General features: G+C 68.1%; 17 protein-coding genes. 5 read left to right on the top strand and 12 right to left on the bottom strand.

What is annotated here, in order from left to right; genetic code table 11:
- Positions 1-3 precede the first annotated feature (3 nt).
- Complete coding sequence (locus D7T59_RS16385; protein ID WP_180852885.1) at positions 4-1032, top strand: symmetrical bis(5'-nucleosyl)-tetraphosphatase; 1029 nt, start codon at positions 4-6, stop codon at positions 1030-1032.
- Positions 1029-1676 (top strand): DUF1287 domain-containing protein, encoded by a 648-nt coding sequence (locus D7T59_RS16380; protein WP_180852884.1) that lies wholly within the window; start codon positions 1029-1031, stop codon positions 1674-1676. The genes D7T59_RS16385 and D7T59_RS16380 overlap by 4 nt, the downstream gene beginning before the upstream one ends.
- A 126-nt stretch (positions 1677-1802) precedes the next feature.
- On the opposite strand, the gene D7T59_RS16375 is transcribed toward D7T59_RS16380, so the two are convergent.
- The 9 genes from D7T59_RS16375 to D7T59_RS16335 form a co-directional block, all read right to left on the bottom strand.
- Positions 1803-2294 (bottom strand): dihydrofolate reductase, encoded by a 492-nt coding sequence (locus D7T59_RS16375; RefSeq protein ID WP_164139502.1) that lies wholly within the window; start codon positions 2292-2294, stop codon positions 1803-1805.
- Positions 2295-2299: 5 nt separating this feature from the next.
- Positions 2300-3094 carry a thymidylate synthase gene (locus tag D7T59_RS16370; RefSeq protein ID WP_180852883.1) on the bottom strand — a complete coding sequence of 265 codons (795 nt, stop codon included), beginning with the start codon at positions 3092-3094 and terminating at the stop codon, positions 2300-2302.
- Complete coding sequence (gene lgt / locus D7T59_RS16365) at positions 3091-3978, bottom strand: prolipoprotein diacylglyceryl transferase (protein WP_180852882.1); 888 nt, start codon at positions 3976-3978, stop codon at positions 3091-3093. The genes D7T59_RS16370 and lgt overlap by 4 nt, the downstream gene beginning before the upstream one ends.
- 51 nt (positions 3979-4029) lie before the next feature.
- Positions 4030-4524, bottom strand: a complete 495-nt coding sequence (locus D7T59_RS16360; RefSeq protein ID WP_106550120.1) for a TPM domain-containing protein — start codon at positions 4522-4524, stop codon at positions 4030-4032.
- A complete protein-coding gene (locus tag D7T59_RS16355) occupies positions 4524-5408 on the bottom strand; it encodes a TPM domain-containing protein (protein WP_180863271.1) in 885 nt (294 codons plus the stop codon). The genes D7T59_RS16360 and D7T59_RS16355 overlap by 1 nt, the downstream gene beginning before the upstream one ends.
- A 3-nt stretch (positions 5409-5411) precedes the next feature.
- Entirely contained in the window at positions 5412-6032 is a 621-nt protein-coding gene (locus D7T59_RS16350; RefSeq protein ID WP_005415338.1) for a LemA family protein, read from the bottom strand.
- A 544-nt stretch (positions 6033-6576) separates the two neighbouring features.
- Entirely contained in the window at positions 6577-7737 is a 1161-nt protein-coding gene (locus D7T59_RS16345) for an MFS transporter (protein ID WP_180852878.1), read from the bottom strand.
- Positions 7738-7995: 258 nt separating this feature from the next.
- Complete coding sequence (locus D7T59_RS16340; RefSeq protein ID WP_004144462.1) at positions 7996-8745, bottom strand: TerC family protein; 750 nt, start codon at positions 8743-8745, stop codon at positions 7996-7998.
- 33 nt (positions 8746-8778) lie between these two features.
- The gene (locus tag D7T59_RS16335; RefSeq protein WP_106550125.1) at positions 8779-9174 is read right to left on the bottom strand and encodes a diacylglycerol kinase; all 396 of its coding nucleotides are present in this window, start codon (positions 9172-9174) and stop codon (positions 8779-8781) included.
- Between the two features lie 213 nt (positions 9175-9387).
- On the opposite strand from D7T59_RS16335, the gene D7T59_RS16330 reads away from it, so the two are divergent.
- Positions 9388-10089: an SGNH/GDSL hydrolase family protein gene (locus D7T59_RS16330; protein ID WP_180852877.1), complete on the top strand. Its 702-nt coding sequence runs from the start codon at positions 9388-9390 to the stop codon at positions 10087-10089.
- Positions 10090-10320: 231 nt separating this feature from the next.
- Here D7T59_RS16330 and D7T59_RS16325 read toward each other — a convergent pair whose 3' ends face one another.
- The 3 genes from D7T59_RS16325 to D7T59_RS16315 all read right to left on the bottom strand — a co-directional run bounded on the left by D7T59_RS16325 (position 10321) and on the right by D7T59_RS16315 (position 13194).
- Positions 10321-11592 carry a sensor histidine kinase gene (locus tag D7T59_RS16325; RefSeq protein WP_180852876.1) on the bottom strand — a complete coding sequence of 424 codons (1272 nt, stop codon included), beginning with the start codon at positions 11590-11592 and terminating at the stop codon, positions 10321-10323.
- A 156-nt stretch (positions 11593-11748) separates the two neighbouring features.
- The gene (locus tag D7T59_RS16320; protein ID WP_002811889.1) at positions 11749-12462 is read right to left on the bottom strand and encodes a response regulator transcription factor; all 714 of its coding nucleotides are present in this window, start codon (positions 12460-12462) and stop codon (positions 11749-11751) included.
- A gap of 87 nt (positions 12463-12549) precedes the next feature.
- Positions 12550-13194, bottom strand: coding sequence for an arylesterase (locus D7T59_RS16315; protein WP_164139159.1), 645 nt, complete (start codon positions 13192-13194; stop codon positions 12550-12552).
- Positions 13195-13269: 75 nt separating this feature from the next.
- Here D7T59_RS16315 and D7T59_RS16310 point away from each other — a divergent pair, with 75 nt between their 5' ends.
- Both D7T59_RS16310 and D7T59_RS16305 read left to right on the top strand, forming a co-directional pair.
- Positions 13270-13917 carry an ABC transporter ATP-binding protein gene (locus D7T59_RS16310; protein ID WP_106550129.1) on the top strand — a complete coding sequence of 216 codons (648 nt, stop codon included), beginning with the start codon at positions 13270-13272 and terminating at the stop codon, positions 13915-13917.
- Positions 13914-16427, top strand: a complete 2514-nt coding sequence (locus tag D7T59_RS16305; protein ID WP_180852875.1) for an ABC transporter permease — start codon at positions 13914-13916, stop codon at positions 16425-16427. Before D7T59_RS16310 ends, D7T59_RS16305 begins: the two co-directional genes overlap by 4 nt.
- Positions 16428-16444: the final 17 nt, after the last annotated feature.

Here is a 16444-nt window from a genome sequence, read left to right as displayed (position 1 = left end):
ACGATGAGTGTGTGGGCGATCGGCGACCTGCAGGGCTGCTATGACGTCACCCAGCGACTGCTGGAGAAGATCCGCTTCGATCCGGCGCAGGACACCCTGTGGTTCTGCGGCGACCTGGTGAACCGCGGTGGCCAGTCACTGGAAACACTGCGGCTGGTCCACTCGCTGCGCGAGCACAGCGTGGTGGTGCTGGGCAACCACGACCTTTCGCTGCTGGCCGTCGGTGCGCGCACCGAAGAGGAACAGCGCAAGGTCAACCCGGACCTGCTGCGCATCGTGCAGGCCGAGGACCGCGACGAGCTGCTGGACTGGCTACGCCTGCAGAAGCTGGTGCACGTGGACCGCGAGCTGGGCTGGATGATGGTGCACGCCGGCCTGGCGCCGAAGTGGACCACGCAGATGGCCGAGAAGCATGCCGCCGAAGTCGAGGCACAGCTGCACGGCGCCGGATACCGCAAGCTGTTCCGCAACATGTACGGCGACAAGCCGAGCTGGGCACCGAACCTGTCCGGCTACGACCGCTCGCGCGCGATCATCAACGTGCTCACCCGCATGCGCTACTGCACCCCGCGTGGGCGCATCGGCATCGAGGACAAGGGCACGCCGGGCACCCAGGAACAGGGGCTGTACCCGTGGTTCGAAGTGCCGGGCCGGGTCGAGCGCGACCTCAAGGTCGTGTGCGGCCACTGGTCGGCGCTGGGCCTGACCATCACCCAGGGCGTGCACGCCATCGACACCGGCGCGGTGTGGGGCGGCAAGCTTACGGCGATCCAGCTCGATACCGATGAACTGCGTGTTGTACAGGTGCCGGGCCGCGATGTACCGGCACCGGTGCCCAACGCACGCCCGCCGGCACGACCGGCGCACGAGCGCTCCGCCGCTTCGGCGCCGGGCAAGGAACAGGGCAGCGGCAGCACGCCCGCGGCAAACCCCGGCAACCGCGGCCCCCGTCGTCGTCGCCGTCGTGGTGGCGGTGGTGGTGGTGGTGGCTCCGCCGGTCCTGGCAACAACGGCGCAGCGCCGCAGACATGACGTGGGTGGGCCGGGCACCATGGAGGGTGCTGCTGCTGACGCTGGCTCTGGCCGGCGGCTGCCAGCCCGGTTCGGCTCCTGCTCCCACGGCCGCGGAGAACACCGCAGCCACGCCGGCGCAACCGCAGGCGCCTTCGCCGCCACTGGTGGCTGCGGCGCGCGCGCAGATCGGCGTCACCACCCGCTACGACCCTGCCTATCAGGTGCTGGCCTATCCCGGTGGAGATGTCCCGGTTGATCGCGGCGTCTGCACCGATGTGGTGGTGCGCGCGCTGCGCAGCCAGGGGCTGGACCTGCAGGCACGCGTGCATGAGGACATGCGCGGGAATTTCAGTGCCTATCCAGCGATCTGGGGCCTGTCACGGCCGGACCGCAACATCGATCATCGTCGCGTACCGAACCTGATGCGCTGGTTCGAACGCCAGGGCTGGCAGCAGCCGATCACGGCCGCCGCCGCCGACTACGCGGCCGGCGACATCGTCGCCTGGAAGCTCAACGGCAACGGCCTGCTGCACGTGGGCATCGTCTCCGACCGACGGCTGGCCGATGGCACGCCACTGGTGCTGCACAACATCGCGCGCGGCACGCGCGAAGAGAACCTGCTGTTCCGGCACACCATCATCGGGCATTACCGGATGCCGTAGCGGCAGTCCCGGTAGAGTCGACTGTTAGTCGACTGCTCCTGGCCCCCCTGAAAACCCCGCGCTGCGCGCGATAGTCGACTAACAGTCGACTCTACCCCGTCGGTGTTTTCGTTGGCATTTCCGCGATCACCGGCGCACGTAGTGCACGAAGCGGAACGCGTAGGCGTGGCGCTCATCGGCCGGGTGCGGCTCGCTGCTCACTTCCTGCCAGTCCTGCGCATCCACCTCGGGGAAGTGGGTATCGGCAGGGACTTCGGCATCGACCCAGGTCAGGTACAGGTCACTGGCCTGGTCGAGCAGCTGACGGAAGATCTCGCCACCGCCGATGATGCACAGCTCGCTGGCGCCCTCGCCTTCGGCGATCGCCTTGGCGTCGTCCAGCGTCGCCACTGCGCGCATGCCCGCGAACGGCACCTGGCCGCTGCGGGTCAGCACCAGGTTGGTCCGCCCCGGCAGCACGCGGCCGATCGACTCGGCCGTCTTGCGCCCCATCAGGATCGGCTTGCCCAGCGTGAGCGCCTTGAAGTGCTTGAAGTCGTCCGGCAGATGCCAGGGCATGGCATTGCCCTGGCCGATGCCACGGTTACGGTCCAGCGCCACGATCATCGAGAGCTTCATGGCCCTCATACCGCCACCGGCGCCTTGATGGCCGGGTGCGGGTCGTAGCCGTCGATGCGGATGTCGTCGAACTGGAAGCCGAACAGGTCGCTCACCTCCGGGTTCAACCACAGCTTCGGCAGCGCGCGCGGTTCACGCGACAGCTGCTCGCGGGCCTGCTCGAAGTGATTCGAATACAGGTGCGCATCGCCCAGCGTATGCACGAAATCGCCCACGCCCAGGCCGGTGGCCTGCGCCACCATGTGGGTCAGCAGCGCGTAGCTGGCGATGTTGAACGGCACGCCGAGGAAGATGTCGCCGCTGCGCTGGTACAGCTGGCAGCTGAGCTTGCCATCGACCACGTAGAACTGGAACAGGTTGTGGCACGGCATCAGCGCCATCTGCGAGAGCTCGCCCACGTTCCAGGCGCTGACCACCAGCCGCCGCGAATCGGGGTTGCGTTTGATCTCGTCCACCAGCCACTGCATCTGGTCGATCTCGCGGCCATCGGCGGTGGCCCAGCTGCGCCACTGCTTGCCGTATACCGGGCCGAGATCGCCGTTGTCGTCGGCCCACTCGTCCCAGATACGGACCTGGTTGTCCTTCAGGTAGCCGATGTTGGTGTCGCCCTTCAGGAACCACAGCAGTTCGTGGATGATCGAGCGCAGGTGCAGCTTCTTGGTGGTGACCAGCGGGAAGCCGTCGGCCAGGTCAAACCGCATCTGCCAGCCGAACACGCTGCGGGTGCCGGTACCGGTGCGGTCGCTCTTCTCCGCACCGTGTTCCAGCACGTGCGACAGCAGGTCCAGGTAGGCCTTCATGCCTTGCCCTCGGCAGCCACCGGCAGCTGCGGCTGCAGCACCGGCGCACGGCGCGACATCGCCAGCAGCACCAGGCCGAAGGCGATCAGCGGCAGGCTGAGGATCTGGCCACGGGTCAGCCAGTCGAAGGCCACGTAGACGCCGTTGTCGGGCATGCGCACGAACTCCACCGCGAAGCGGAACAGGCCGTACATCAGCGCGAACAGGCCACCCACCAGGTAGCGGTGGCGCGGCTTGGCCGACACGGCCCACAGCACCACGAACATCACCAGGCCTTCCAGGAAGGCTTCATACAGCTGCGACGGATGGCGCGCGAACTGGTTCAGCGCGCCAGTGGCGAACTGCGCCTGCAGGGTCGCGTGGTCCAGCTGGTTCAGCGGCGCCGGCAGGCCGGACGGGAACACCACGCCCCACGTACCGTCGGTGTACTTGCCCCACAGCTCGGCGCCGATGAAGTTGCCGATGCGGCCGAAGCCCAGGCCCAGCGGCACCAGCGGCGCCATGAAATCCATGGTGTCGAAGAAGTGCAGCGCGTGCTTGCGCGACCACCACCAGCAGGCGCCCAGCACGCCCAGCAGGCCGCCGTGGAAACTCATGCCGCCATCCCACACCTTGAACAGCAGCAGCGGGTTGTGCAGGAAATCGCCCAGCGCGTAGAACAGCATGTAGCCGATGCGCCCGCCCAGCACCACGCCGAGCATGGCGTAGAACAGCAGGTCGGAGAAGCCATTGGCATCGACGCCCGGCAGGCGACCGGCGGCGATGCGCCTGCGGCCCAGCAGCCAGGCGGCGGTGAAGCCGAGCAGGTACATGATGCCGTACCAATGCACCTTGATCGGCCCCAGCGAGAGGGCGATGGGGTCGATGTCGTGGAAATAGATCATGGAAGGTGCCTTGCGGTTGAACGCCTATTCTCGGGCCAGTGCCGCCCCGGCTCAACCAAGGAGCTGGGGCGAGTTCGGCAACGCGTCATCGTTCGACCGCGTCGAGGCCGGAAAGTGCCCTTCCACCAGGCTGGAGACCTCATCGATCGCATCCTGCAGCGCTTCCACCGGGTTGGAACCGCGCAGTCCCTCGCGCAGATGGGTGCAGACCCGCTGCCACTGCGCCGGGCTGACCCGCCCATGCAGGCCCCGGTCGGCGACAATCTCGATGGCGTGGTCGGCCAGCAGCAGGTAGATCAGCACGCCATTGTTGTGGGTGGTATCCCAGGTGCGCAGGCGCGCGAAGGCATGTTCGGCAGCCTGGCGCGGGGTGACCTTGTGCCACAGCGCGGCCAGCGGCAGGTCCGCTTCCACCGCGAACATCACCTGGCCGCCGTGGCGCTGCTCACCGGCCGCGATGGCCTCGGTGATCGCCTGCAGCGTGGCCGGCGGGAACGCACGCCGTACCGACGGCGAAAATACATGACGACACAGTCGTTGGATCATCACCAGCCCCCCGAAGCACCGCCACCGCCGGAACGGCCACCACCCCCGCCCCAGCCGCCGCCGCCGAATCCACCACCGCCACCGAAGCCGCCTCCGCCGCCCCAGCTGCCACCACCCCAGCCGCCGCCACCGGCAAAGCGGCCCGGGTGACCGGAGAGCATGGCAACGACCAAGCCCACAACGCCGGCCAGGCCACTGGCCAGCAGCGTGGAGGTGAACAGGAACGCCGCCAGTGCTGCACCGGCACCACCGAGCAGGCCACGCAGCGGTCGCGGCACCCGCGAGAACACGCCGCGCAGGATGCTGCCGGCGAACACGCCGATGAACAGCGCCAGGAACCAGGTATCGCCCCCACCCTCGGGCTCGCGGCCACGCTGGCTGCTGATCGGCGCAGGCAGTGCTTCACCATCGACGATCTTCACCAGCACGGCCGTGGCATCGGTGATGCCGCCGGCGTAGTCGCCGGCACGGAAACGCGGCACCAGGTATTCCTGGATGACCCGGTTGGCGATGGCATCGGGAATCGCTCCCTCCAGGCCGTAACCTGGTTCAATGCGCACGCGCCGGTCGTCCTTGGCCACCACCAGCAGCACGCCGTCATCCACGCCCTTGCGGCCGATCTGCCACTGGTCGAAGACCCGCGTGGTGTACTGCGCGATGTCTTCCGGTTGGGTCGTGGGCACCACCAGCACCTGCAGCTGGCTGCCCTTGCGCTGCTGAAGGTCCAGCGCCTGCTGCACCAGCGCCTGCTTCTGCGTGGCATCCAGCGTGCCGGTGGTATCGACCACGGGCGAGTCCAGCGCCGGAATCGGCGCCAGCTGCTGCGCCTGCGACGCCAGCGGCAGCCACAGCAGCAGGGCCAGCAGCGCAGTGGCCAGGCGCATCGGTCAGTGGCCCGGCTGCGGTGCCGGCTGCTGCTGCGGCGCGTTGCCGAAATCGACCGCCGGTGCGTTGGAGATCTGCGCTTCGTTGTCCACGGTGAAGTTCGGCTTGGTCTTGTAGCCGAAGATCTTGGCGGTGATCACCTGCGGGAACGAACGGATGTAGGTGTTGTAGTCCTGCACCTGCTGGATGTAGCGGCCACGCGCAACCGTAATGCGGTTTTCGGTGCCTTCCAGCTGCGCCTGCAGGTCGCGGAAGTTCTGGTCCGACTTCAGCACCGGGTAGTTCTCGGTGACCACCAGCAGTCGCGACAGCGCACTGCCGAGTTCGCCCTGGGCCTGCTGGAACTGCTTCAGCGAGGCTTCGTCATCGGCGTTGACATTGATCTGGCCAACCCGCGAGCGGGCGTTGGTGACTTCGGTCAGCACGCGCTCTTCCTGGCTGGCGAAGCCCTTGACGGTCTGTACCAGGTTGGGCACCAGATCGGCGCGGCGCTTGTACTGGTTGAGCACTTCGGACCAGCTGGCCTTGACCGCCTCATCCTTCTGCTGGATGGCGTTGTAGCCACAGCCGGAGAGCAGTGAAGCCAGCAGCATCAGGGGCAGGACGCGGGTGAACAGGCGCATGGCGAAGATTCCGGGTGGGCTTGGCGCCGAGCATGCCATGGTTGGGGTGAAAGACCGGCCATCGGGCGCGGCCCCCTCCGCGGTGGCCATGCTCATGGATCGCCTGAGTAGTCCGGGCGGGTGGGCATGGCGGGGGACGCCGTGAATCCGTCCCTGGAGGCTTAGCCGCGCCATCCATGGCGCGKATACCCCCGCCACGCCCACCCGCCCGGCCTCATACGGTTTCCTGCGCACCGCGGGAAGATCAAAAGAAAAAATCAAAAGCAAAAGCCGGTTCTTCAGGCATTCGTGTCGACCAAGGTCGACACCTACCAGAGCGGAACGCCGTTGCGACAGATCGCGGAAAACTGTCGAAGGCGGGGTGGGTCCGGTGGCGGGGGTGTCCGCGGCATGGATGCCGCGGCCAAGCCCCCATGGACGGGTTTACGGCGTCCCCCGCCACCGGACCCACCCCGCCAACCCACGGAATGCACGCTGTTGCTGTTGCTGTTGCAGTGGCCTCGGCGGGTGCAGGGCTGCAAGCCCTGCCGGAACCCCACATCACTCAGCAGGCTTCAGCCACCGCAGTGCGCGGACGCCCCAGCCATGCCAGCAGCAATCCCGCCGCCGCCAGCAGGCCCCCCGCCACCGGAATGGCCGCGTAGCCCAAGCCCAGGCTGATCACCGCCCCGCCCAGCGCAGCCCCCAGCGCATTGCCCAGGTTGAACGCACCGACGTTGATCGACGATGCCAGGCCAGGCGCCTCGCTGGCCGCTTCCATCACCCGGATCTGCAGCGGCGGCACGATGGCGAACGTCGCGGCACCGAACAGCAGTACACCCAGCGCCGCAGTCGCGTGGCTCATGAAGGCCAGCGGCAGCACGAACATCAACATGGCCAGGACGGCCAGCAGGATGCGCGTGGCACCGTCCAGCGACCAGTCGGCCATGCGCCCGCCGATGCCATTGCCGAACGTGAAGCCGATACCGATCAGCGCCAGCGACATCGCGATGAAGGCGTTGGAGGCACCGGTCAGCTCGGTCAGCACCGGCGCCACGTAGGTGTACAGGGTGAACATCGCGCCCGCGCCGAGCACCGTGGTGCCCATCGCCAGCAGTACCTGCGGCTGCAGGATGGCCTTCATCTCGCGGCGCACGTCCGGGCGCGGTCCCGGCGCCGATGCCGGCAGCGCCAAGCCCAGCGCGGTGATCGCGACCAGGCCCAGCACCGCAGTACCGGCAAAGGACAGGCGCCAGCCCAGCTGCTGGCCGACCCAGGTCGCCAGCGGCACGCCACCGATGTTGGCGATGGTCAGGCCCATGAACATGGTGGCGACGGCAGCAGCCTGCTTGTCCTTGGGTACCAGGCTGGCGGCGACCACCGCGCCGATGCCGAAGAAGGCACCGTGGTTGAGGCTGGTGACCAGGCGTGACAGCAGCAGCAGGCCGTAGTTCGGCGCCAACGCGGACAGCAGGTTGCCCACCACGAAGATCGACATCAGCAGCATCAGCGCGGTGCGCTTGCCGAAGCGGCCCATCAGCAGGGTCATCACCGGTGCGCCCAGCATCACGCCCACGGCGTAGGCAGTGATCAGCATGCCGGCGGTGGGAATGCCCACGCCGACGCCGTCGGCGATGACCGGCAGCAGGCCCATCGGGGCGAATTCAGTGGTGCCGATGGCGAAAGCGCCGACGGAGAGGGCCAGCAGGGCGGCTCTAGAGTTCATGGGGGTTCCTGGGGGCGGAAACGGACAGGTGCGTAGCCTGCGCGCTTTGCCGCAGGCGATTAAGCCTCGCCCCGGGAAAACACTGTTGATTCCAGTTCACAGACGGGCACGCCTGCCCCGCCGGGCATGGCCCGGCGCAACCGGGGCTGGGCCATGCCCAGGGAATCCGGCGCCGGGTAGCGCCGGGCCATGGCCGGCGAACGCAGCGGCCCCACAACGAAGAACCCCCGGCAGGGCCGGGGGTTCGGGGTCACGCGTTTACCAGTCGCCGGCACCCGGCACGTGGTGGTCGCGTGCGCGGCGGCGCATCAGCAGGTTCAGCCACTCCACCAGCACCGAGAAGCCCATCGCGGCGTAGATGTAGGGCTTGGGCACGTGCACGTCCAGGCCGTCCAGGATCAGCACGGCGCCGATCAGCAGGATGAAGGCCAGCGCCAGCATCTTCACGGTCGGGTTGGCATCGATGAAGCGGCCCAGCGGGTTGGCGGCCAGCAGCATCACCAGCACCGACAGCAGGATGGCGGCGACCATCACCGGGATGTGGTCGGCGATGCCCACGGCGGTGATCACCGAGTCCAGCGAGAACACGATGTCGATGATCGCGATCTGCAGGATGACCATGCCGAATACACCGGACGCCTTGCTGGTGGCCGGGTTCTCGTCTTCGCCACCGGTGATCAGTTCCTTGATCTCCATGTAGCCCTTGATGATCAGGAACAGGCCGCCCACGATCAGCACCAGGTCGCGGATGGAGATGCCCATGCCGGCCACGGTGAACAGGTTGGCCGACATGTGCGCCAGGTAGGCCAGCGACACCAGCAACGCGATGCGGGTGATGCAGGCCACCGCGATGCCGAGCTTGCGCGCGAACGGGCGGCGTTCTTCCGGCAGCTTGCTGACCGCGATGGAAATGAACACCAGGTTGTCGATGCCGAGCACGATTTCCAGCGCGCTGAGGGTGAACAGGGTCACCCAGGCGTTGGGGTCGGCGAGGAACTCAAAGGACATGGAAACTCTTCAAGGCAGTGGGGGAATGGGGTTTCAGCCGTAGCTGCCGGCCAGCGCGTGCGGAACCACGACCAGGGCCCAGCACAGCAGCACGTTCATCATCAGCACGAACACCGCCGCCGAGCCCATGTCCTTGGCGCGGCCAGCCAGCTCGTGGATTTCGCTGCCGTACCGTTCGATCACCGCCTCGATGGCCGAGTTGGCAAGTTCCATCGCCAGCACCAGCAGCATCGAACCGATCATCAGCGCACGCTCGACCGGCGTCTGCCCCAGCCAGATCGCGACCGGGGTCAGCAGGATCAGCAGGTAGACCTCCAGCCGGAACGAGGATTCGTGCAGCCAGGCGGCGCGCAGGCCCTGCCAGGACCAGCGGGCGGCCTGGAAGATGCGGCGCGGGCCGCGGGGCAGGTGGCCGAACTGGTCAGCCACGGGTGGAACATCCAGCAACAGGGGCGCGGCGCAGCGACCGCTCAGACGCACGGCAGGGAATCATGGGTGCACAGGAATAGGCAGATGGCCGCCATTTTGCCACAAGGCTGCCCCCCATACCCTCGGCAGTCCGGGCGAATGGCCTGCCCGGGGAAAGCGCCATGCCGTGCCGTGCTCCTATGATGACCCTCCCCTTCCCTGCTGGAGCGCCTGATGTCCCGTCGCCGTACCTGCCTGCTGATGCTGGGCCTGCTGACCGTCGCACCGCTGGCGCAGGCCCTGGGCCCGGCCACGTCGCCCCGGGTGCCCGAACAGGTCTCCAACGTGGCCTGGGCCGGCGACATGGCGCGCTTCGCCAGCGCCGACCAGGCCACCCCGCCGCCGCGCGGTGGCATCGAATTCATCGGCAGCTCCTCCATCCGCTTCTGGGAGAGCCTGGCCACCGACTTCCCCGGCCAGCCGGTGTTCAACCGCGGTTTCGGCGGTTCGGAAGTGCGTGACAGCACCTGGTATGCCGGCCAGATCGTGGTGCCGTATGCGCCGTGCAAGGTGTTCTTCTACGCCGGTGACAACGACCTCAACAGCGGCCGCACCGCGACCCAGGTGCGCGACGACGTGGTCGCCTTCGTGAAGCGCGTGCACCGCGACCTGCCGAAGACCAAGGTTGAATACCTGTCGATCAAGCCGAGCCCGTCGCGTGCGCACCTTCTGCCGGCGATCAACGAGGCCAACACGCTGATCAGGGCCGCGCTGGCCAGGCTGCCCAACACCGGTTTCACCGACATCTACACGCCGATGCTGGGTGCCGACGGCCAGCCGGATGCGAAGCTGTTCCGCGAGGACATGCTGCACATGACCCCGGCCGGCTATGCGATCTGGACCAAGGCGCTGGCGCCGAAGGTGAAGTGCAACTGAGCAACCCCGTCCACGCATGGCGTGGATCTACTGCGGATCGCGGGAAACTGTCGAAGGCGGGGCGGTGTGGGTTTGCAGGACCGTTGGCGCCATGGATGGCGCCATCGAGCCCCCATGGACGGGTTTACGGCGTGTCCTGCAAACCCACACCGCCCCGCCATTTCACGGAATGCCCGCTTTTGATGTTGATGTCGCCTCGGCGGGTGCCGGGCGCAGCCCGGCAAAAGCCCTCTACCGGAAGATCACCGTGGCTTCGGTGCCCTGGCCCGGCTCGCTGGCCAGGCTGACCTTCCAGCCGAAGCGGTCGCACAGACGGCGCACGATCGACAGGCCCAGGCCGGTGCCCTGGGGGCGGCTGGGTTCGGCGCGGTAGAACGGCTCGAACGCCCGTGACAGCGCTTCGGGAGACATGCCGATGCCGGTATCGCGCACCACCACCCGATCGTTGTGCACATGCACGTCGATGCGCCCTTCGTCGGTGTAGCTGCACGCATTGCGCACCAGGTTGCTGACCACTACCTGCAGCACCCGCGGCGGCGCATGCAGCTGCACCGGACCATCACTGTGCAGGTGCACCGACACCGGGCGAGACCCCAGCAGTTCGTTGGCGTTGTCCACTTCATAGCGGACGATGTCATTGACGTCGAACAGCTCGATCTGCGGTTCGACGTCGGCCTCACGGGCCAGGATCAGGAACGCATCGATCACCGCTTCCATGTCGCGGCCGGCACGCTGGATGCGCTGCAGGCTGCGGCGCAGGCGCGGCTCCAGGCTGTCATCGCCCAGCGCCATGTCGCTGGCCACGCGGATGACGGTCAGCGGTGTGCGCAGTTCGTGGCTGGCGTCGCGGGTGAAATTGCGCTCGCGCGCCACATGCGCGCTGACCCGGTTGGCCAGCGAATGCAGCGCGGCCGCCAGCTGCCGGGTCTCGCCCTGCATGTCGGCGGGCAGCTTGTTGGGCTCCAGGTCGGCCGCCTCCGGATGACCCGGGTCCCAGCGCGAGACGCGCCGCGCCAGCCAGTTCACCGGCGATACCAGGCGCTTGGACGCGCGATAGGTCACCCAGCTGGCGCCATACACCGCCAGCAGGGTCAGCAGCACCGGTACGATGCCGAACCAGAACGCCAGCATCTCCGCGCGCGAGCGCAGGAATACCAGGTACAGGCGGCCGGCCGGGCGCACGTCGACCAGCACCAGCTGGTCGTCCTTGGGCAGTTCGTGGAAGCCGGGCTCCAGGTTGCGCAGGTTGGCCGGCAACGACAGTGCAGACTGCCCGCTTTCCAGCAGGTAGCCGCGGATGTTCTGGGTATTGGGCGGCGGCTGCACCGGCGACGCTTCGTGCAGCGTCCAGTAATAGGCCGCCTCCTCGCGCAGGGCAGCGCCCACCAGGCTGTGCTTGATCACCAGCGAGACCAGCCACGCACCCAGCAGGATGCCCAGGCTGGCCAGCACTGCCTGCAGGATGAAGGCGATACGGATCTTGCGCGGCAGGCCGTGCGGCATTGCGGGGTCCCGGTCAGAGCGCTGCGATTATAGGCAGCGCGCCACGCCGTGCGGGTGCATGGGCGATGACCGGCGACAACGCCGGCCGGTCATGCCCTGCCCTCGTACGTGGCCACAACCCGGCCGGGCCTGCCACTGCACCGGCGAGTATCCTGCTCAGGCCATTGGCTGGGCGATGTCGGCAATGCGGTAGCCGGCACTCTGCACGGTGTGCAGCAGCGGACGGTCGAACGGCTTGTCGATGATCTTGCGCAGGTTGTACAGGTGGCTGCGCAGCGTGTCCGAATCCGGAAGGCCATTGCCCCAGATCTCGCGCTCGATCTCCTGGCGGGTGACCACGCGCGGCGATTCGCGCATCAGGATGGTCAGCAGGCGCAGGCCGATCGGCGAAAGCTGCAGCTCGGTGCCGGCACGGGTCGCACGCATGCTGACCGGATCGAGCACCAGGTCGGCGACCTTCAGCACTTCCGAACCCACCTGGCGACGTTCGCGGCGGATCAGCGCGCGCAGGCGGGCTTCCAGCTCCTGGATCGCGAACGGCTTGGTCAGGTAGTCATCGGCACCGAAACCCAGGCCGGTGAGCTTGTCGTCCAGCGTGTCGCGTGCCGTGAGCATCAGCACCGGGGTGGACTTGCGCGCATCGTTGCGCAGGCGACGGCACACTTCGATGCCATCCAGGCGCGGCAACATCAGGTCGAGCACCACGACGTCATAGCTGTTTTCCGCCGCAAGGCGGTAGCCATCCAGGCCGTCCTGTGCATAGTCGACTTCGAAGCCGCGACCTTCCAGGTATTCCCCGATCATCTCGGAGATGTTGCGGTTGTCTTCGACCACCAGCACCAAGCCGGAGGTCTCCTTCGTCTGACGCATGTGATTCCCTCTAACTTCAGCTTTGTGAAACATGCCGGATCGACGGTGGACGCGATGTGAAGTTCCGTCAAGAGGGAATCAAACGGTTCAGAGCAGCGGCCTGAGCAGCGGCCAGACGTTGTCCAGCACCTTCGGCTGCGCCTGCGCGGTCGGGTGCAGGCCGTCGGCCTGCATCATGCCCGGCTGCAGGGCCACACCCTCAAGCAGGAACGGCAGCAGCGGCACCTTGTACTGCGTGGCCAGCGCCTTGTAGGCCGCCGCCAGGCGCTGCCGGTAGGCCGGCCCGTAGTTGGGCGGTACGTCGATGCCCAGCAGCAGCACCTTGGCACCGGCCTTCTGGCTGGCCTGCACCATTTTTTCCAGATTGCCCTGCACCTGCGCCGGGGTCAGCCCGCGCAGCGCGTCGTTGCCGCCCAAGGCAATCACCACCACGGTCGGTTTTTCCTTGGCCAGCAGGCCCGGCAGCCGGGTCAGCGCGCCGGCGGTGGTCTCGCCGCTCATGCTGGCGTTGACGATGCGCGCCGGCGTTTTCGACTGCTGCCTGACCCGCTGCTGCAGCAGGCTGACCCAGCCGGCGTCGGCGGGGATATTGTGGGCAGCACTGAGGCTGTCGCCGAGTACCAGCACGGTGCCGGCCGGACCTTTGGCACAGGCCAGCCCCGGCAACAGCAGGAACGCTAGCAGCAGCACCATCATCGCGCCGGCTCGCCGGCTCCATCCCGTCTTGCGCATTGGAGTCTCCTCATCGACAGCCTGTCCCCCCGCAGCGCGCCCGTCGCCATCGCCGTCGACCAGGTCGGCAAGTCCGTGCAGGGCCCGGAGGGTGAAGTCCACATACTGGACAACATCACCCTGACCGTCCATGAAGGCACCAGCGTGGCCATCGTCGGCGCCTCCGGTTCCGGCAAGACCACCCTGCTCGGCCTGCTGGCCGGGCTGGACCTGCCCAGCCGCGGGCATATCGCGCTGGCGGGCCAGGACCTGGGCCAGCTTGACGAGGAAGCACGTGCGCAGCTGCGCGCGCGCGAGGTCGGCTTCGTGTTCCAGAGCTTCCACCTGCTGCCGGCGCTGACCGCTGCCGAGAACGTCGCGTTGCCGCTGGAACTGGCGGGGCGCGAGGATCGCGCGCGGGTCGATGAAGTGCTGGCCCAGGTCGGCCTCTCCCATCGCGCCCGCCACTACCCGCGCCAGCTGTCCGGTGGCGAGCAGCAGCGCGTGGCACTGGCGCGTGCCTTCGTTACCCGTCCACGCATCCTGTTCGCCGACGAACCGACCGGCTCGCTCGACCATGCCACCGGCCAGCACATCAGCGACCTGCTGTTCGAGTTGAACGCGGGCAGCGGCACCACCCTGGTGCTGGTCACCCACGACCTGCGCCTGGCCCAGCGCTGCCAGTACATCCATCGCATCGACGACGGCCGGCTGCTGCCGGTTGAACATGGGGCCCAGGCATGAACCTGCTGCGGCATGCGTGGCGCGCGCTGCGCCGCGAGGCCCTGGCCGGCGACCTGCTGACCGTGTTCGCCGCGCTGGTACTGGGCGTAGCGGTGATGACCGCGGTCGGTACGCTGGTGAACCGGGTGAACCTGGCGCTGACCGGCAGCGCGGCTGAAATGCTTGGCGGCGACCTCGGCATCGCCGGCCGCGACGACCCGCCGCAGGCATTCGCCGAAGAGGCACAACGGCGTGGACTGGCCTACACCCGTATCGCCAGTTTCGGCAGCGTGCTGTTCAACGGCGATGCCAGCCAGATGGCCAGCATCAAGGCCGTGCAGGCGGGCTACCCGCTGCGCGGCACGCTGCGGGTACGCAGCACGCCTGGCGGCGCACTGATCGCCAGCGCCGGCATGCCACCCAAGGGCCAGGCCTACGCTGATCCACGCCTGCTGCAGGGGCTGGGACTGAAGGCCGGCGATGATCTCGAGTTCGGCGCTGGCACGCTGCGCATCGCCGGCATCATCGAGGCCGAACCGGATACCGGGGGCGACCTGCTGACGCTCTCCCCCACCCTGCTGGTCAACCGCGCCGACGTGGAAGGCACTGGCCTGCTTGGCCCCGGCAGCCGCATCAACTACAGGCTGATGTTCGCCGGCGCGGCGGAGCCGATCACGGCGCTGCGCCAGTGGCTGCTGCCGCAGGTGAAAGGCCTGCGCCTGCTGAGCGTGGACGACACCCAGCGTGGCGTGCGCCAGGCCTTCGACCTGGCCGGCCGCTTCCTCGGCCTGAGCGCGCTGCTGGCGGTGCTGCTGGCTGGCGTGGCCACCGCACTGGCGGCCAACCGCTTCGCACTGCGCCGCATCGACCAGGTGGCGATCCTGCGCTGCCTCGGTGCGCGCCAGCGCGACATCCTGCTCGGCCTGGCACTGCAGCTGCTGATGCTGGCGGTACCGGCCTGTGCGCTTGGCATCGGCCTGGGCATGGCCGCGCAGGAAGGGCTGGTTCAGGTGCTGGGCAGCCTGGTGCCGCAGCGCCTGCCGCTGCCGGAAGCGATGCCGGCGCTGACCGGTGCCGGCATCGGCCTGTTGCTGCTGTTCGGCTTCGGCCTGCCGCCGCTGCTGCGCCTGCGTGGGGTGCCGCCGATGCGGGTGCTCAACCGTTCCTTCGCTGCCCTGCCGCCGGCCTCGCTGCTGGCCTATGTGGCCGCGCTGGGGGCGAGCCTGTTGCTGGCGGTGCAGGTCACCGGTGACCTCAAGCTGGCACTGTGGGTGCTGGGTGGCCTGGCCGCGCTGGCGGTGGCGGCCGGGGTGGTCGGCTTCGTGCTGCTGCAGTTGATGCGCGGCCTGCAGCATCGCCTGCATGGCAACTGGCGACTGGGCCTGGCCGCACTGACCCGACGCCGGCTGCTGGCGGTGATGCAGCTGGTCGGGCTGTCGCTGTCGCTGTGCGCGTTGCTGCTGCTGGCAGTGACCGGCCCGGGCCTGCTGCAGCAGTGGCGCGAGCGGCTGCCGGCGGACACGCCTAACTACTTCCTGATCAACATCCAGCCCGAACAGCGCGATAGTGTGCTGGCAACGCTGCGCGGGCTGGGTGCCAACGACGCCAGCATCGAACCGATGGCCACCGGGCGCCTGATCGCCATCAACGGCAAGCCGCCGCTGCGCGTGGACCGCGAGCCCGGTCAGGACGGGCAACCGGCGCAGGGCGGCCAGCGCGATGACGATGACGAGAACCGGCCACTGAACTTCAGCTGGCGAAGCACCTTCCCACCGGCCAATACGCTGGTCAATGGCACGTTCTGGAAGGCCGACAGCACCGCACCGGAAGCCTCGGTGGAAATCGGCTGGGCCAAACGCTACGGCGTGTACCCCGGCGACCGCATCACCATTGCGGTGAGCGAGCAGGAACGCGAGTTCACCGTCACCAGCGTGCGCAAGGCGGACTGGAACACCTTCCGACCCAACTTCTTCGTGCTGTTGAACCCGAACGCCGTGGGTGACACCCCGCACAACCTGCTGTCGGCATTCCACCTGCCGGCCGGCAAGGCGGCCGGGCTGGGCGAGCTGGTGCGCGCGCAGCCGAACCTGTCCCTGCTGGATGTGGATGCGGTGATTTCGCAGGTGCGCGATGTGATGGAACGCGTGGCGCAGGCGGTGCAGCTGGTGATGGTGTTCAGCCTGCTGGCCGGCGTGCTGGTACTGCTGGCCGCGCTGCAGGCCACGGCGGGCGAACGCCGCTACGACAGCGCGGTGCTGCGCACACTGGGCGCGACCCGTCGCCAGCTGCGCGGAGCGGTACTGGTCGAATTCGGCGCACTGGGCACGCTGGCCGCATTGCTGGCAGTCGGTGCCGCCGCTGCCATCGGCGTGGCGGTCTCGCAGAAGGTGTTCGAGCTGCCGTTGCTGCCACCGTGGCCAGGACTGCTGCTGGGCGGCGTGGTCGGCATCGGGCTGAGCCTGCTGGCCGGCTGGTGGGGCACCCGGCGCATCCTGCACACCTCGCCGGCCCTGGCCCTGCGCGAGGCCTGACGCGGCCGTGACACGCA

It is taken from the genome of Stenotrophomonas maltophilia (genome assembly GCF_013464915.1).
Lineage (GTDB): Bacteria > Pseudomonadota > Gammaproteobacteria > Xanthomonadales > Xanthomonadaceae > Stenotrophomonas > Stenotrophomonas maltophilia_AT.
Note: the sequence above shows the minus strand (reverse complement) of the source record. Positions and strands in the feature narration are given on the sequence as shown.

Bases quoted from the DNA above. Each gene is read 5' to 3' on its own strand.
- D7T59_RS16385 (WP_180852885.1), top strand. From the start codon at position 4: ATGAGTGTGTGGGCGATCGGCGACCTGCAGGGCTGCTATGACGTCACC.
- D7T59_RS16380 (WP_180852884.1), top strand. From the start codon at position 1,029: ATGACGTGGGTGGGCCGGGCACCATGGAGGGTGCTGCTGCTGACGCTG.
- D7T59_RS16375 (WP_164139502.1), bottom strand. From the start codon at position 2,294: ATGAAGCTCTCGATGATCGTGGCGCTGGACCGTAACCGTGGCATCGGC.
- D7T59_RS16370 (WP_180852883.1), bottom strand. From the start codon at position 3,094: ATGAAGGCCTACCTGGACCTGCTGTCGCACGTGCTGGAACACGGTGCG.
- lgt (WP_180852882.1), bottom strand. From the start codon at position 3,978: ATGATCTATTTCCACGACATCGACCCCATCGCCCTCTCGCTGGGGCCG.
- D7T59_RS16360 (WP_106550120.1), bottom strand. From the start codon at position 4,524: ATGATCCAACGACTGTGTCGTCATGTATTTTCGCCGTCGGTACGGCGT.
- D7T59_RS16355 (WP_180863271.1), bottom strand. From the start codon at position 5,408: ATGCGCCTGGCCACTGCGCTGCTGGCCCTGCTGCTGTGGCTGCCGCTG.
- D7T59_RS16350 (WP_005415338.1), bottom strand. From the start codon at position 6,032: ATGCGCCTGTTCACCCGCGTCCTGCCCCTGATGCTGCTGGCTTCACTG.
- D7T59_RS16345 (WP_180852878.1), bottom strand. From the start codon at position 7,737: ATGAACTCTAGAGCCGCCCTGCTGGCCCTCTCCGTCGGCGCTTTCGCC.
- D7T59_RS16340 (WP_004144462.1), bottom strand. From the start codon at position 8,745: ATGTCCTTTGAGTTCCTCGCCGACCCCAACGCCTGGGTGACCCTGTTC.
- D7T59_RS16330 (WP_180852877.1), top strand. From the start codon at position 9,388: ATGTCCCGTCGCCGTACCTGCCTGCTGATGCTGGGCCTGCTGACCGTC.
- D7T59_RS16325 (WP_180852876.1), bottom strand. From the start codon at position 11,592: ATGCCGCACGGCCTGCCGCGCAAGATCCGTATCGCCTTCATCCTGCAG.
- D7T59_RS16320 (WP_002811889.1), bottom strand. From the start codon at position 12,462: ATGCGTCAGACGAAGGAGACCTCCGGCTTGGTGCTGGTGGTCGAAGAC.
- D7T59_RS16315 (WP_164139159.1), bottom strand. From the start codon at position 13,194: ATGCGCAAGACGGGATGGAGCCGGCGAGCCGGCGCGATGATGGTGCTG.
- D7T59_RS16305 (WP_180852875.1), top strand. From the start codon at position 13,914: ATGAACCTGCTGCGGCATGCGTGGCGCGCGCTGCGCCGCGAGGCCCTG.